This is a genomic window from Neobacillus phoenicis (genome assembly GCF_047302305.1).
Classification (GTDB): domain Bacteria; phylum Bacillota; class Bacilli; order Bacillales; family Cytobacillaceae; genus Neobacillus.
This window is the reverse complement of record NZ_CP154847.1, coordinates 462,051-477,025: the sequence shown is the minus strand read 5'-3', so window position 1 is coordinate 477,025 and position 14,975 is coordinate 462,051. Positions and strand designations below refer to the sequence as shown.

The following is a 14,975-nucleotide window of genomic DNA, read 5'->3' as shown; positions in this document are numbered from 1 at the left end:
AGGACTGCGGTTAACCGCAGTCCTTTTCCTATTTTCATTACTTTAAACTTATTTTTTCAAGGTTTACCAGACAATCATATAATGTGCTTCCCAGTCCATTATCTGATTCCCTGCTGGATGTTAGCTGATTAACTGAACCGCCAAATTTTTTCCAAATTCCTTCGTCAATGTTTACTGTGTTGGGATGAGCGGTTACTAATACGGAAATATAGCCTTTTACTTCTCCGCGCTCATTCCAAACCCTGACAAAATCGCCATTCTGTAAGGATCTTTCTTCAGCAATATTGGAGGCAATCTCTACTTTCACCTTCGGCTCAGAAGGGAAGAGATGGTAGTTTTGTGAATGATTCGAACGTAAAGGATGAATCGTTAACAAACTATATGGATAGTTTTCGGCAAGCATTGGATTTTTCCATTTCGATTCCTCTGGTACAGCTAACTTTAAAGGCCCACCTAACAACGAAGTAAATTCAAACTTTCCTGTTGGCGTTTGAAACCGATAGTCCTGCCACGGAATTGTATCAACAGGTAATTCTACTGTTTGCTGTTCCTTTAATTGCTCAAGCGTAACACCTTTTTTCTCTAAGGATTGGAAGGTCATCTTATGCCATTCTTCTCTCGAAAATTCAAAGTCTTCTCCGAATCCTAAGCGTCTTGCTAATTCTGTCCAGATCCATAAGTCAGGCTTTGCCTCACCAGGAGAGGAGACCAGCTTAGGACCATAATTCACATAATGATGATACATAGAAGAATAATAAATATCCTCTTCCTCAAAAGCAGTGGAAGTTGGTAAAATATAATCAGCTAGTCTTGCAGTATCTGTCAAATATTGTTCAACCACCACAAGAGTATCCACTGAGGAAAATGCCTTCTCTACTACACTCGTATCTGGAACCTGAGTAACAGGGTTCCCGCAGGTTACGATGATCATCTTAATTTCCGGGTCAACTGCCGCAAGTACCTCTTCCGCTTGCTTCATAATTGAAAATTGCCGATGATTTTGTTTGCGACTAGGAAGGGTTAACTCATCGAACACAAAACTTTGACCTACCTGCAGATTCGCATAATTTGCACCGCCGCCAGCAACTCCTATATTCCCACTTATTGCCACAAGAGCATCGATAAAACGAATGGTATTTCCGCCATTTGTATATCTCTGCAGGCCTAAACCCATATAAGTCGCGGTTGGCTTATCTGCGTAAACTTGAGCTAGTTGCGTGATGATCTCATGAGGTACTTCCGTCATTTCACTCAATTGTTCCGCTGAGATTTCCTCTAATAGTGCAGCTAAGTCTGGGAACCCATGTGTATATTGTTCGATAAACTGCCGGTCTTCCAATCCTAGACGAAGCATTTCTTTAATAATTGCAGCTGCTAATAAACCGTCCATTCCTGGTTTTACTGAAATATACTGATTGGCTATTTTAGCCGTAGCATTATAGATGGGATCAATAACATAAATTTTAGCCCCTTTTTTCTTCACTTCTAAGAGCTTTTCATAAAAGTGCATGTTTGTTCTAGCGACATTTCTTCCCCAAATAATGATATGTTTGCTGTTAGTAATGTCCTCAGGTCCATGGCTATGCGCCTTTCCAAAATCCCACTTTTGCGCTTCAATACCTGACCCCCAGCAAAGAGAGCCATATAGTTCAGTTACCCCGCCATAGCAATTAAAAAAGCGCTGATCCAGGTTTTTTAAGATGCCATTATTCGCGTAATCGTGACTATGCAAAACAGCTGTTGAGCCGTAGTGCTCTTTAATTTCCTTTAATTTTGCAGCAATTTCGTCAAGTGCGTGCTCCCAGGTGATTTGCTCAAATTGTCCATTAATCTTCTTTAAGGGGTGCAATAGCCTTTGGCTTGAGTTGGTTCTTGTTTCGAGCATTCTGCCTCGTCCACAAATTTTCCCCTTCGTAATTGGATGGGAGGGGTCACCTTCCACTTTTACTACCTTGTCGTTTTCTACTGTTACATTAAAACCGCAGCTATCCCAACAATTTAAAGGACACGCTGCCTTTCGAATCTCCTTCAACCTCTCCACCCCCAACCTTCACTTCTATATCTAAAAAAAGAAGCACGGGCTTAACCCTCATGCTTCACTAAAATCTTTTTCATTTTCCTTCCAAACTCTTTTCTTGGGATTAATACGCTATGTCCGCAACCTTCACATTTAATCCTAATGTCCATTCCAAGGCGGATAATCTTCCAGCGGTTGGTTCCACAAGGATGTTGCTTTTTCATTTCAACGACATCATTTAAGGCAAATTCTTTTTCTTCCATCGAACTTCCCCTCCTTTACACCCCAGGTTCTTTCGTCACTCCAGAATCCTTTGAGTACATGACCATACGCGGATACGGTATTTCAATTCCGTGCTCATCTAGGTGTAGTTTAATATCTTTACGAATTTTCCTTGAAACTGCTGTATGCTGCATCGGCAAGGTTTCAGCCACAATCCTGACGATTACCTCTGAAGGTCCAAAGTTTTGAATCCCTAAATAATCTGGTGTTTTCACTAACTCCTCATATTTTTCTGGCATTGTTTCAAGTAATTCTCTAATAACCTTCTCGGCTTTATCTATATCCTCTTCATAAGCAATTCCTACATCTATAATGGCAAGGCTGTTATTAAGGGAAAAATTTGTTACCTCCATTATACTACCATTAGGCAAAATATGGACCTCACCTGTCCAGCTTTTTAATTTAGTTGTTCGTAATCCAATTGTTTGGACGTTACCTTCGAACTGTCCAATACGGACATGGTCACCAACTGAAAACTGATCTTCAAAAATAATGAAGAAGCCAGAAATCACATCTTTCACCAAGTTCTGAGCACCGAAACCCACTGCTAAGCCCACTACCCCAGCCCCAGCAATTAATGCTTTCACATCAATTCCAAGTACAGAAAGAATCATCATCATAGCAATAAAATAAATGACATAGGACAGGATATTATCGAGAAGTTTGGAAAGCGTCTCTTCCCGTCTTACGGAAGTGGTAAGGGGTGAGAGATTTCTGATTTTAAAAATATTATGAATGGCTACTTTTCCAATCCGAATTAAGATGTTAGAAATAACGATGATGGCAACAATTTTTAAAAGACCTTCACCCATGGAAAGCCATGTGTCTTCATTTTGAAATTTATCAACTATTTTTTGAATTCCTTTTTCAGTGATACTCATTTAACACCATCCTTAACCTTTGATACTTCATCTATTTTAACAATATTTCTAGTTAGATAATAGCATTGTGATTTTTCTTTTTCTGCCTTGTTATGTATAGAATCCCTGAATTTTCCGTATAATAGTAAAACTATTCAAAATTTAGGGAGTGGGCCGAGTGAATCTGAAAACAAACCTTTTTGACAGGAGGGCCAAAGCACGCATTAGTCACGATGACCTTCACGCTGCAGAACATTTAGCGGAAGAGTTAATTGATCATATTCCTAGTGTAACCAAACGCCCAATTGTTTTTATTTGTATTGGAACAGACCGCTCTACAGGCGATTCATTAGGACCACTTGTCGGAACACTACTGGAAGATAAGAATCTCAAAGCTTTTCATGTGTATGGCACATTAGATGAGCCGATTCATGCGGTAAATTTAGCTGAAAAGTTGAAAGAGATTCAAGCAAAATATGTTGATCCTTATATTATTGGTATAGATGCATGTTTAGGTCGAATTAAGAATGTCGGCGTGATCCAAGTTGGTACAGGACCCGTCAAGCCCGGTGCAGGTGTGAATAAGGACCTTCCTGCTGTGGGGGATATACATATCACGGGCATTGTGAATGTCAGCGGATTTATGGAGTTTTTTGTACTGCAGAATACACGATTAAATTTAGTCATGAAAATGGCTAAAACAATTGCAGATGGCATTTACCAAGCAAGCCTTCTCTACCCAAAGCAAAACTGGACGGAATTAAGTTGGGTTGAAGAGGAGAAAACAAATTAAAAGAGCAGCCGGCACGTACCGGTTGCTCTTTTAATATCCTATTTATTGGAAATAAAGATGGAAATTATACATAACTGTCACGATGATTCCAACCATGACAATCCCTGGCAACAGGTTAGCCACTTTAATCTTTGTCATACCTGTTAGATTTAAGCCGATGGCAAAGATCATGATTCCGCCTGTAGCCGTCATTTCAACAATAAATTGATCCATTAGTGCCTGTGGAACGAACCGGTCAATTTGGGTAGCAAATAAAGCAATTAAGCCTTCATACAGCATGACTGGAACAGCAGAGAAGATCACGCCAATTCCTAGAGTAGTCGTTAGGATTAGCGCAGTAAATCCGTCAATCAATGATTTCATATACAATACATCATGATCACCCCGAATTCCACTATCAAGTGCGCCTAGGATCGCCATGGCCCCAATGACAAAAATCAGAGTAGCAGTAACAAATCCTTCAGAAATGCTGCCTTTTCCGTTTGAGCCAACCTTTGATTCAAGCCACTGTCCCAGATCATTTAATTTATCTTCTAATTTTAAAAGTTCTCCGGTTACAGCTCCAACGACTAAGCTGATGATAACGATCAAGAAGTTTTCACTCTTTAAGCCCATCTGAAGGCCAAGCACCATCACGGACATCCCGATTGCATACATGACGGTTACTTTCATTCCTTCAGGGATTCGGTTTAATGCTTTTCCAATTAGTGTACCGATAATAATCAACAGTCCATTTACTAATGTGCCTAATAAAAACATGATTGGTTCCCCTTTTTTTCGCCACTCGAAATAATATAAGTATTAAACTATCACTTTTCTGCTAGATTGAAAAGAATTTTCTTTTAAAAAAGCTCTGTTAAACCTGCCTGTTGATTTCCGCTCCAATCAACAGGTGTGTCAAATCGTGTAAAGGTTTAACCTAGCTTATAAAAAAATAAACCATCCTGGAGATGGTTTACAAGGTTTCTTCGCGATCTAGCATTTCTAGGATTCTCTCGAGGTCCTCTTGTGAGAAAAATTCAATTTCAATTTTCCCTTTATTCTTGTTTTGTTTAATGTTTACTGTGGTTCCAAAGCGCTCACGAAGAACATGCTCGCGTTCCTGTAAAAAGACATCTTTTTTCTTTTCTGGCTTCTTTGTTTCACGTGAAACATTTTCATTTAGTTGTTGAATTAATTTTTCTAACTGACGGACATTTAATCCTTCCTGAATGACCTTTTCAACGACAGCCGGTAACTTTGCCTTTTGTCTAAGCCCTAACAAGGCACGTCCATGTCCCATCGTTATTTTCTCAGCTGAAATTAATTCCTGAATCTTTTGTGGAAGAGAAAGGAGGCGGATATGGTTCGCGATATGTGGACGGCTCTTTCCTAAACGCTTGGCTACTTCTTCCTGCGTCAGCTTTAACTTCTCCATTAACGTTTGGTAAGCTTGTCCTTCTTCAATTGGGTTTAAATCTTCCCTCTGTAAATTCTCCAATACCGCTAATTCCATCATTTGTTGCTCAGATAATTCACGAACAACGGCTGGAACAGTTTCCAGCTTCGCTTCCTTTGCCGCACGAAAACGTCGTTCCCCTACAACAATTTCATAGCCTCTAATACTCTTTCTAACGACTAGAGGCTGTAAGATTCCATGCTCGATGATCGAATCTCTTAATTCATCGATGGCTTCTTGGTGGAAGGTTTTTCGGGGCTGGTAAGGATTGGGACGCAGTTCTTTCAGCTTAATTTCTTGGACTGCCTCTTCCTTACCAGGTTCAACATTCGCAAAAAACGCATTCAGGCCTTTTCCTAAACCTTTAGCCATTCGATACCACTTCCTTTGCTAAATCTAAATACACTTCCGCTCCACGGGATTTTGAATCATAAGTTATGATTGGTTCCCCGTGACTTGGAGCTTCACTTAGACGCACATTTCTCGGAATGATGGTTTTATAAACTTTATCTTGAAAGTATTTTTTGACTTCTTCAATAACTTGAATTCCGAGATTCGTTCTCGCATCAAGCATCGTTAGTAAGACACCTTCAATTTTTAAATCCTGATTTAAATGCTTTTGCACCAGTCTAACAGTATTTAATAATTGACTCAGTCCTTCTAACGCATAATACTCACATTGAACAGGGATGATTACCGCATCAGATGCTGTTAATGCATTAAGAGTTAATAATCCTAAGGATGGAGGACAATCAATAATAATATAATCGAACTGATCCTTTACTTCTCCAAGAGCACGTTTTAAGCGCACTTCCCTTGAAATCGTAGGAACTAATTCAATTTCAGCCCCTGCCAATTGAATTGTTGCTGGTATCGCATATAAATTATCAACGGATGTTGGTTTGATAACATCCTTTGCTTCTACATCATCTACTAACACATCATAAATACACTGTTCTACTTCAGCTTTTTCAATTCCAACCCCACTTGTTGCATTGCCTTGCGGGTCTATGTCTACTAATAAGACACGTTTCCCTATGTATGCTAAGCAGGCTCCTAGGTTGACGCTTGTTGTCGTTTTTCCGACTCCGCCTTTTTGATTCGCAATTGCAAGGATTTTGCCCACGTTGTCACCTACCTTACTCAATTCTACAAATATTTTAATCTTAGATTCTATTAAAAGTCATTATTATTAATTATCCACCATATATTGAGGAATGTAAAATTCCATTCCTTTATTTTAACATGAAATGATTTCGTTGTTATTTATTTTCTAAAAATATTCCAATGTATAATATGGATATATTTACCAATAACTAACTATGTGAGGATATCTACACATAAAAAAGAACCAAACTTTTCAGTCTGGTTTTTAGCATTTGTTCTATTATTTTTTCTTTGGAATGCGGATGGTGAATTGGTAGAATTCGTCGAATTCTTCTTCTTCTGCATTCAAGTTGATTCCACTATCTGTTACCATTGTTAACGATTGGCGAATTGTATTGACCGCTATTCTCATATCTTTACTAAAAGCCTTGCGCTTCGGTTTTGGCTTTTCATTCTTTTGTTCCAGCATCCTGACAACGCGTTCTTCTGTTTGCTTCACATTAAAGTTCTTTTCAATTACTTCAGCCAATAACATAACTTGTTTTTCTGGATCTTTTAATGGAATCAGTGCACGAGCATGGCGTTCAGTAATCACTTTATTTAATAAAGCCTCTTGAACAGGCTGTGGTAATTTAAGAAGACGCAGCTTATTAGCAACTGTTGATTGTCCTTTACCCAGTCGCTGTGCTAATGCCTCTTGTGTCAAATTATGGAGCTCAAGCAGCTTTCCATATGCAATGGCTTCTTCAATAGGCGATAATTCTTCACGTTGTAAATTTTCTATCAGTGCAACAGAAGCTGTTTCAGTATCTGATAAATTCTTTACAATTGCAGGGGCCTCAGCCCAGCCAAGCTTTTTCATCGCACGCCAACGGCGCTCCCCGGCTATAATTTCGAATCTATCGATATCAAACTCCCTGACGACAATAGGTTGAATAATACCATGTATATGAATGGTTCTTGATAGCTCTTCAATTTTGTCTTCATCAAATACCGTTCGAGGCTGGAACCGATTTGCTACAATATGATCAATCGGTATTTTCCTTATTTCCTCGTTTCGTTCGATATCTATTTCCTGCTCAAGCTCAACCTCAACCTCTTGTTCTCCCTTATCGCCGAGGCCAAAAAAGCGTGTAAACGAATGCTTCATCCCCAACACCACCTTTACGAAACTCCCTATTACTTATTCTCTATCCAAATAATTTCTTCCTGCCTAGGATACCATTTTTATAGAAAAATTGTTAGTTTAACAAAATAAATTTACCCCGCACCTTCCGCTCCAATCAACATCTAACCAACCTATTCTATTGGCGATTTTCCTGGTGTTCCCGGCTTCCGAGGATATTTCTTTGGCGTTTGTTTTTCCTTTTTTATGATTAAAATATTTCGTTCACTCTCTTCGACTGGAAGCGTAAAGGTAAACACCTTTTCCACTTTTCCACCAAGAGTGGTGATGGCCTTTTGACCAGTTCCTAATTCATCCTGAGCATGGGCTGCCTTCATAGCTATAAAGGTTCCTCCGACTTTTACCAGCGGTAGGCAAAGTTCACTTAAAACAGACATTCTAGCAACCGCTCTAGCTGTAACCACATCAAAGGCTTCCCGATAACTTGGATTTACCCCGAAGGTTTCCGCACGATCATGAACAAAGTGAACGTTATCTAATTTTAGAACGGTAGCAAGATGATTTAAAAAAGATATCCGTTTATTCAAGGAATCAACGATGGTCACCTCAATATGAGGATACACAATCTTTAACGGAATACTTGGAAATCCTGCACCTGCTCCCACATCACATAGATGAAAGGGTTTGGTAAAATCAAAATAAAAGGATGCAGCAATGGAATCATAAAAGTGTTTTAGATACACTTCATGCTTTTCAGTAATTGCCGTTAAATTCATTTTTTCATTCCACTCGACAAGTGTTTCAAAATAAGTCTGAAACTGGTCAAGTTGCTTATCTGTAAGGCTAATTCCCTTTTCCTCCAGGCTTGCCCTAAATTGTTCGATATCCATAGACCATCTTCCTCACTAACTGTTCAGCCCCAACATCAGATGCTGGGAGCTTTTCTAAATTATTCATGAACTTTCGCAATCCGGCCTTGCTCCAAATAAACAAGGAGGATTGAAATATCCGCCGGATTAACGCCGGAAATACGGGATGCCTGTGCAATCGATAGCGGTTTTATTTGCTTAAGCTTTTGCTTGGCTTCTGTCGCTAAACTGTTAATCGCATCATAATCAATATTTTCAGGGATTTTCTTGTTTTCCATTTTCTTTAAGCGTTCTACCTGCTGTAAAGATTTTTCAATATAACCTTCATATTTTATTTGAATCTCTACTTGTTCTTTAATTTCATTGTCTAATTCAATCTCACTCTTCGTCAGCTGTTCGACTAACTCATACGTCATTTCTGGTCTTTTTAGCAGATCGGAAGCATGAATCCCGTCTTTAAGTTCACTGCCACCCACGCTTCGAATGACTGCCTGGACTTCTGCAGATGGTTTAAGAATAATCGACTGCAATCGTTCCTTTTCCGCTTCGATTGCTGATTTTTTAGCTAAAAATGCATTATAGCGCTCATCACGAATGAGACCTATTTTATGACCGATTTCAGTCAATCTTAGATCCGCATTATCATGACGTAATAATAAGCGATATTCTGCTCTAGATGTTAACAAACGATAGGGCTCGTTGGTCCCCTTTGTAATCAAATCATCAATTAACACACCAATATACGCATCTGATCGGCTCAAGACTAATTCTTCTCTCTCTAATGCTTTAAGACCCGCATTAATACCAGCCATTAACCCCTGGCCAGCCGCTTCCTCATAACCTGATGTTCCATTAATTTGTCCTGCCGTATATAAATTTTTAACAACCTTTGTTTCTAATGTCGGCCATAGTTGTGTAGGAACAATGGCATCATACTCAATGGCATATCCAGCTCTCATCATTTGAGACTCCTCTAGCCCTGGAATCGTTTTAAGGATTCGATGCTGTACATCTTCCGGCAGAGAAGTAGATAAACCTTGAACATACACTTCCTTTGTATTCCTTCCTTCTGGCTCAAGGAAAATTTGATGACGTGGCTTATCGTTGAAACGAACCACCTTGTCCTCAATGGAAGGACAATATCTTGGACCAGTACCCTTAATCATTCCAGAAAACATAGGGGAACGGTGTAGGTTATCATCAATTAATTGATGCGTTCTGTCATTTGTATAGGTCAGCCAGCATGGCAACTGATCGGTAATAAACTTTGTCGTCTCATACGAAAACGCTCTTGGCTCCTCATCGCCAGGCTGTATTTCGGTTTTGCTATAATCAATCGTATTACCATCTACTCGAGGTGGTGTACCTGTCTTAAAACGGACAAGCTCAAAACCAAGCTCCTCTAAATGCTCTGATAGCTTGATGGATGGCTGTTGATTATTCGGACCGCTCGAATACTTTAATTCACCAAGGATAATTTCCCCACGAAGATAGGTTCCCGTTGTGATAACAACAGTTTTTGCAGAATATGTGGCACCTGTCTTTGTGATGACCCCTTTAACCATTCCATCTTCCACAATTAATTTTTCAACCATACCTTGTAGTAACGTTAAGTTTGGTTCTTCTTCGAGTGTTTTCTTCATTTCATGCTGGTAATCAAATTTATCCGCTTGTGCTCTTAGCGCACGGACGGCTGGCCCTTTTCCCGTGTTTAACATCCGCATTTGGATGTAGGTTTTATCAATATTCTTGGCCATTTCTCCGCCCAGAGCGTCAATTTCACGCACAACAATCCCCTTTGCTGGCCCTCCAACAGAAGGATTACATGGCATAAAGGCAACCATGTCTAAATTAATTGTAATCATTAATGTTTTGGCGCCAAGTCTTGCAGAGGCAAGTCCAGCCTCACAACCGGCATGTCCAGCTCCAACGACAATGACGTCATACTTTCCTGCTTCGTATTGCATGTTGTTCCTCCTTTTCCGTCAAAACGGAAACTTGCTTTCATTCGACATTCTTACTTTCATTCGACAATCTTACTTTCCAAGGCAGAACTGTGAAAACAATTGATCAATGAGACTTTCATGGACACTTTCACCAGTAATTTCTCCAAGTAATTCCCATGACCTAGTTAAATCTATTTGAACGATATCAATCGGAGTACCTGTTTCTACTCCTTCAATTGCTTCTTCGATCGCATGTATACTTTGGTTTAATAGTGCGATGTGACGGCTGTTTGAAACATACGTCATGTCACCTGCTTCAATGGAACCTGCAAAGAATAATGAAGCTATTGCTTCCTCCAATTCGTCGACACCATGGTCTTCAAGTAAGGAAGTCGTCACCAATTTATGACCTTCTGAAAGCTGAGCTACTCGTTCCATATCGATTTGTTGCGGAAGGTCTGTTTTATTAATAATGACAATGACATCCATTCCTTTAACAACCTCAAAAAGGTTTTCATCCTCTACGCTCAGTTTGTCAGAGTAATTTAAGACAAGCAAAATCAAATCAGCTTCTTTTAAAACCTGACGGGAGCGCTCCACACCAATTCGTTCAACGATGTCCTCTGTTTCTCTAATTCCTGCTGTATCTAATAGCCTTAACGGTACACCACGAACATTCACATACTCCTCAATCACATCACGAGTGGTACCGGGAATATCGGTAACAATGGCTTTATTTTCATGTACTAGGCTATTAAGTAAGGAAGATTTCCCAACGTTAGGCCGTCCGACAATAACGGTAGATAAACCTTCTCGTAAAATTTTCCCTTGCTGCGATGTTTGAAGAATCTTCTTAATTTCCTCCCTTACAAATGCCGCTTTTTCTAACAACATATGATGGGTCATTTCCTCTACATCGTCATATTCAGGATAATCAATATTCACTTCAACATGAGCAAGAATTTCTAAAATTTCCTGACGTAGTCTCCGAATAAGGTTTGAAAGTCGACCTTCCATTTGACCAAGAGCTACATTCATAGCCCTGTCCGTTTTCGCCCTTATTAAATCCATTACTGCTTCAGCCTGTGATAAATCAATCCGTCCATTTAAAAAGGCTCGTTTTGTAAATTCACCTGGTTCGGCTAATCTAGCCCCATGATTCAATACATGCTGCAGTACTCGATTGACGGATACAATTCCGCCATGACAGTTAATTTCAACAACATCCTCTTTCGTAAAAGTTTTCGGGCCCTTCATTACTGAGACCATTACCTCTTCTACCACTTGGCCGTCTTTAGGGTCAAGCAGATGTCCATAGTGAATGGTATGGGATGGCACCTCTATAAGCCTTTTCCCGCCCATACCTCTAAAAAGCTTATCTGCTATTTGAATAGCATCATCACCGCTCAGTCGGACAATCGCAATGGCACCCTCTCCCATTGGCGTTGATATAGCCGCAATCGTATCAAACTCCATGATCTTCACCTCACATAAAAAAATTTATCTATATATATCACTCGGAAATTTTTTCTCAAATTATTAGAATACCACATGAATCCCCGTTAACAAAGCAATCAAATTATCCACAACCGAAAAATGTCTATTTATTATTTTAACTTATCCACATGTGAATAACAATAAAACGAAAACTCAAACTTAGTTATTAACACTAAGAAAAGCGCAAGCGCCTTGATCAGCCCCGACAGGCAAATGTTCTTCTGCAATAAAAGTCCGCACTTTGACTTTTATTGCAGAAGGTTATTTGACCCGAGGGGCTAGGCGCTGGACAATTAAAAAATCCCACAAAAAAAAGACACCCTACTAATAGGATGTCTTTTATGAATGACAATTACCTTCTAACCGGCGTAATCACCACATAACGATGTGGCTCAGATCCATCAGAAGAGGTTTTAACACGTTTGTTTTCCGACAAAGCGGTATGAATGACTTTACGCTCATAGGAAGGCATCGGTTCTAAGGAAACTTCTTTTCCTGTTTTCACTGCCTTTTGGGCTAGACGATGGGATAATTGAATCAGAGTTTCACTTCTTCGATTTCGGTAATCTTCAGCATCCAGGATTACATTTAAATACTGGTTGGAAAAGCGATTAATCACAAGCTGAGTCAAATATTGCAATGAATTTAATGTTTGTCCTCTTTTTCCAATTAATAACGCAATCTTTTCACCAGTCATCACAAAAGTAACCTGCTTACCCTCACGTTTGATTTCTATTTCAGCAGGCGCCCCCATTTGCTCACTCACTTGAGATAGAAATTTCTTTGCTTCTTCGATGGGATCAATAATTACCGTTACTTTCACTATGGCTGGACGTGAACCAAAAATTCCGAAAATCCCTTTTTTACCTTCGTCAATAATGTCAACATCTGCGCGGTCTTTGGTGGTATTTAATTGAGCTAAAGCTGATTCTACTGCTTCTTCGACAGTTTGTCCTGTAGCAGTTACCTGTTTCACTTTTTTGCTCCTCCCACATTACCGGTGGCGTTTGCCCTTAAATCCGGTCCTTTAATAAAATAGGTTTGAACAATCATAAAAATGTTACCGACAACCCAGTACAATGAAAGAGCTGCTGGGAAACTAAATGCAAAGAAAACAATCATGATCGGCATCATCCAAAGCATCATGGCCATTTGTGGATTGTGTTCTTGGCCCGCCATCATCAATTTTTGCTGAATAAAAGTGGTAATACCTGCAACTATCGGCAAAATATAATAAGGATCCTTTTCTCCAAGGTCAAACCATAAGAAATTATCTGAAGCAATTTCTCTTGTTCGTGAAATAGCGTGATAAAAACCAATTAGAATTGGCATTTGAACAATTAATGGAAAACAACCGGCCATTGGATTGACACCGTGCTTTGAAAATAGTGCCATTGTTTCTTGTTGCAATTTTTGCTGTGTTTTTTGATCTTTCGAACTATATTTCTCACGAAGGGCCTTCATTTCTGGCTGGAGAGCTTGCATCGCTTTAGAGCTTTTCGTCTGCTTGATCATTAATGGCAGAATAGCTAGTCGAATAACAATAGTTACGACGATTAGCGAAAGACCATAGCTACCTCCGAGTAAATGGGCTCCTTCTTTAATTAACCAGGATAGTGGATAGACAATATATTCATTCCAAAAACCAGTACTTTCAGAAGTAATCGGCTTTTTGATTTCACTACATCCGGTTAAAAATACAAAGACAGAAAGCATACCGAACAAAAGTAATATTCGTTTTTTCAACCAAATTTTCCTCCTTGCCAATATATAAATTTTTTTATGTATATTTTATGGGTATTTTATCATTTTTTTAGCACTTTTCCTACCTTAAGGACATGGGTTAAGCTTTTTTTCACTTCAAAAAAATCCATATCAGCAGTAGGCTTCCTCGCAATAATGACATAATCATTTCCAATTGCTAGCTGCTCATTCAGTTCAAAAATAGCTTGTCTTACATACCGTTTTATTCTGTTCCTGGTAACAGCATTTCCGATCTTTTTGCTTACAGACAAACCGATACGGAAATGGTCCTGATCAGCCTTTTGAAGGGAATAGACAACAAATTGCCTATTCGCAAATGAATGCCCTTTTTGAAAGGCAGCCTGGAATTCTTTATTTTTTTTCACTCGAAACTCTTTTTTCATCAATAAACACCTTCAGTCTCTGATTGGCTCAGGTAAGATATATCAATTTCTACTATAACCATTCGTAGTATTCAAATATGCTCTATTTTCTAAGCCGAAAAGGACTTTTTTGTAAATCGGCGAATTTTTTAATTGGTTCTGTAAACTTTTCTGTTGATTTCCGCTCCAGGCTCTTCGCTTTCCGTGGGCGTTTCGGCGAGCCTCCTCGGCGAAATGCGCCTGCGGGGTCTCCCCTGAACCGTACTCCCACAGAAGTCTTCGGGCCTTCCGCTCCAATCAACAGGGTATAACATTAACAATGTTCTTTAACACAGCCTTCTAAATTAAAGGGAAGATCTTCTCCCCCTTTAATTAGAAAAAAGACCACTGACTCTTCAGTGGTCTATGCTGATAATACTTTTCTTCCTTTTTGACGACGACGAGCTAGAACCTTACGTCCATTAGCTGAGCTCATACGACTACGGAAACCGTGAACTTTACTATGTTTACGACTATTTGGTTGATATGTTCTTTTCATTATATGACACCTCCCTGAGGAATAGCTGACAATTTTAAACGACAGTCTAACTTATTATAAAGAGGTCTACCCAAAATTGTCAACCACTCTCCAATTATTGTTTCCCATTTCCAATTTTTTTCGAACATGAATTTTTGATTTTCCTGAAAACTATAAGTAAGAAAAGTGACATAAACTCTAGAGAAAGCAAAGTGAATAATTCTAACCTCAAATTTAGTTGTGGATATTATTTCGACATTTTTTTCATTATCCACACAACATATTGACAGGTTTTGCACAAATTATCTACTTGTGGACAATTTTTATGCACACATTGTTTCAGTTGTGGATAAACTACGAAAAGGCATTGCGCCATAAGCAATTATTTGATATTATA

15 protein-coding genes are annotated in these 14,975 nt (G+C 39.2%); 1 reads left to right on the top strand and 14 read right to left on the bottom strand.

The annotated features are described in order from the left end of the window. Window positions 1-37 precede the first annotated feature (37 nt). Genes AA0X95_RS02445 through AA0X95_RS02435 form a run of 3 tightly spaced genes read right to left on the bottom strand, consistent with a single transcriptional unit; the run spans window position 38 to window position 3,180 of the window. Complete coding sequence (locus AA0X95_RS02445) at window positions 38-2,032, bottom strand: molybdopterin-dependent oxidoreductase (protein ID WP_413304945.1); 1,995 nt, start codon at window positions 2,030-2,032, stop codon at window positions 38-40. A gap of 50 nt (window positions 2,033-2,082) precedes the next feature. Next, entirely contained in the window at window positions 2,083-2,280 is a 198-nt protein-coding gene (locus AA0X95_RS02440; protein ID WP_309857234.1) for a DUF951 domain-containing protein, read from the bottom strand. 15 nt (window positions 2,281-2,295) lie between these two features. Beyond that, complete coding sequence (locus AA0X95_RS02435; protein WP_413304943.1) at window positions 2,296-3,180, bottom strand: mechanosensitive ion channel family protein; 885 nt, start codon at window positions 3,178-3,180, stop codon at window positions 2,296-2,298. Window positions 3,181-3,337: 157 nt separating this feature from the next. Here AA0X95_RS02435 and yyaC point away from each other — a divergent pair, with 157 nt between their 5' ends. Further along, window positions 3,338-3,952, top strand: a complete 615-nt coding sequence (gene yyaC / locus AA0X95_RS02430) for a spore protease YyaC (protein ID WP_413304940.1) — start codon at window positions 3,338-3,340, stop codon at window positions 3,950-3,952. A 42-nt stretch (window positions 3,953-3,994) separates the two neighbouring features. On the opposite strand, the gene AA0X95_RS02425 is transcribed toward yyaC, so the two are convergent. The 11 genes from AA0X95_RS02425 to rpmH form a co-directional block, all read right to left on the bottom strand. After that, window positions 3,995-4,711: a DUF554 domain-containing protein gene (locus AA0X95_RS02425; protein WP_413304937.1), complete on the bottom strand. Its 717-nt coding sequence runs from the start codon at window positions 4,709-4,711 to the stop codon at window positions 3,995-3,997. Between the two features lie 196 nt (window positions 4,712-4,907). Further along, window positions 4,908-5,762, bottom strand: a complete 855-nt coding sequence (locus AA0X95_RS02420) for a ParB/RepB/Spo0J family partition protein (RefSeq protein WP_413304935.1) — start codon at window positions 5,760-5,762, stop codon at window positions 4,908-4,910. Continuing rightward, window positions 5,755-6,516, bottom strand: a complete 762-nt coding sequence (locus AA0X95_RS02415; RefSeq protein WP_308081673.1) for an AAA family ATPase — start codon at window positions 6,514-6,516, stop codon at window positions 5,755-5,757. The genes AA0X95_RS02420 and AA0X95_RS02415 overlap by 8 nt, the downstream gene beginning before the upstream one ends. A 261-nt stretch (window positions 6,517-6,777) precedes the next feature. Continuing rightward, window positions 6,778-7,647 (bottom strand): nucleoid occlusion protein, encoded by an 870-nt coding sequence (gene noc / locus AA0X95_RS02410; RefSeq protein WP_413304932.1) that lies wholly within the window; start codon window positions 7,645-7,647, stop codon window positions 6,778-6,780. A gap of 149 nt (window positions 7,648-7,796) precedes the next feature. Then, window positions 7,797-8,513 (bottom strand): 16S rRNA (guanine(527)-N(7))-methyltransferase RsmG, encoded by a 717-nt coding sequence (gene rsmG, locus AA0X95_RS02405; RefSeq protein WP_413304929.1) that lies wholly within the window; start codon window positions 8,511-8,513, stop codon window positions 7,797-7,799. Between the two features lie 59 nt (window positions 8,514-8,572). After that, a complete protein-coding gene (mnmG, locus tag AA0X95_RS02400; RefSeq protein ID WP_413304926.1) occupies window positions 8,573-10,459 on the bottom strand; it encodes a tRNA uridine-5-carboxymethylaminomethyl(34) synthesis enzyme MnmG in 1,887 nt (628 codons plus the stop codon). Window positions 10,460-10,528: 69 nt separating this feature from the next. Beyond that, the gene (mnmE, locus tag AA0X95_RS02395) at window positions 10,529-11,914 is read right to left on the bottom strand and encodes a tRNA uridine-5-carboxymethylaminomethyl(34) synthesis GTPase MnmE (RefSeq protein WP_413304923.1); all 1,386 of its coding nucleotides are present in this window, start codon (window positions 11,912-11,914) and stop codon (window positions 10,529-10,531) included. 373 nt (window positions 11,915-12,287) lie between these two features. Continuing rightward, entirely contained in the window at window positions 12,288-12,911 is a 624-nt protein-coding gene (gene jag / locus AA0X95_RS02390) for an RNA-binding cell elongation regulator Jag/EloR (RefSeq protein WP_413304920.1), read from the bottom strand. Continuing rightward, window positions 12,908-13,681, bottom strand: a complete 774-nt coding sequence (gene spoIIIJ, locus AA0X95_RS02385; RefSeq protein ID WP_413304917.1) for a YidC family membrane integrase SpoIIIJ — start codon at window positions 13,679-13,681, stop codon at window positions 12,908-12,910. The genes jag and spoIIIJ overlap by 4 nt, the downstream gene beginning before the upstream one ends. 59 nt (window positions 13,682-13,740) lie before the next feature. Further along, window positions 13,741-14,082, bottom strand: coding sequence for a ribonuclease P protein component (gene rnpA / locus AA0X95_RS02380; RefSeq protein ID WP_413304914.1), 342 nt, complete (start codon window positions 14,080-14,082; stop codon window positions 13,741-13,743). A 382-nt stretch (window positions 14,083-14,464) separates the two neighbouring features. Continuing rightward, window positions 14,465-14,599, bottom strand: a complete 135-nt coding sequence (gene rpmH / locus AA0X95_RS02375) for a 50S ribosomal protein L34 (RefSeq protein ID WP_024031040.1) — start codon at window positions 14,597-14,599, stop codon at window positions 14,465-14,467. Between the last annotated feature and the right edge of the window lie 376 nt (window positions 14,600-14,975).

Excerpts from the sequence above, each read along its gene's own strand:
- rsmG (WP_413304929.1), bottom strand. The coding sequence starts at position 8,513 with ATGGATATCGAACAATTTAGGGCAAGCCTGGAGGAAAAGGGAATTAGC.
- AA0X95_RS02440 (WP_309857234.1), bottom strand. The coding sequence starts at position 2,280 with ATGGAAGAAAAAGAATTTGCCTTAAATGATGTCGTTGAAATGAAAAAG.
- AA0X95_RS02435 (WP_413304943.1), bottom strand. The coding sequence starts at position 3,180 with ATGAGTATCACTGAAAAAGGAATTCAAAAAATAGTTGATAAATTTCAA.
- mnmE (WP_413304923.1), bottom strand. The coding sequence starts at position 11,914 with ATGGAGTTTGATACGATTGCGGCTATATCAACGCCAATGGGAGAGGGT.
- rpmH (WP_024031040.1), bottom strand. The coding sequence starts at position 14,599 with ATGAAAAGAACATATCAACCAAATAGTCGTAAACATAGTAAAGTTCAC.
- rnpA (WP_413304914.1), bottom strand. The coding sequence starts at position 14,082 with ATGAAAAAAGAGTTTCGAGTGAAAAAAAATAAAGAATTCCAGGCTGCC.
- noc (WP_413304932.1), bottom strand. The coding sequence starts at position 7,647 with ATGAAGCATTCGTTTACACGCTTTTTTGGCCTCGGCGATAAGGGAGAA.
- AA0X95_RS02425 (WP_413304937.1), bottom strand. The coding sequence starts at position 4,711 with ATGTTTTTATTAGGCACATTAGTAAATGGACTGTTGATTATTATCGGT.
- AA0X95_RS02420 (WP_413304935.1), bottom strand. The coding sequence starts at position 5,762 with ATGGCTAAAGGTTTAGGAAAAGGCCTGAATGCGTTTTTTGCGAATGTT.
- mnmG (WP_413304926.1), bottom strand. The coding sequence starts at position 10,459 with ATGCAATACGAAGCAGGAAAGTATGACGTCATTGTCGTTGGAGCTGGA.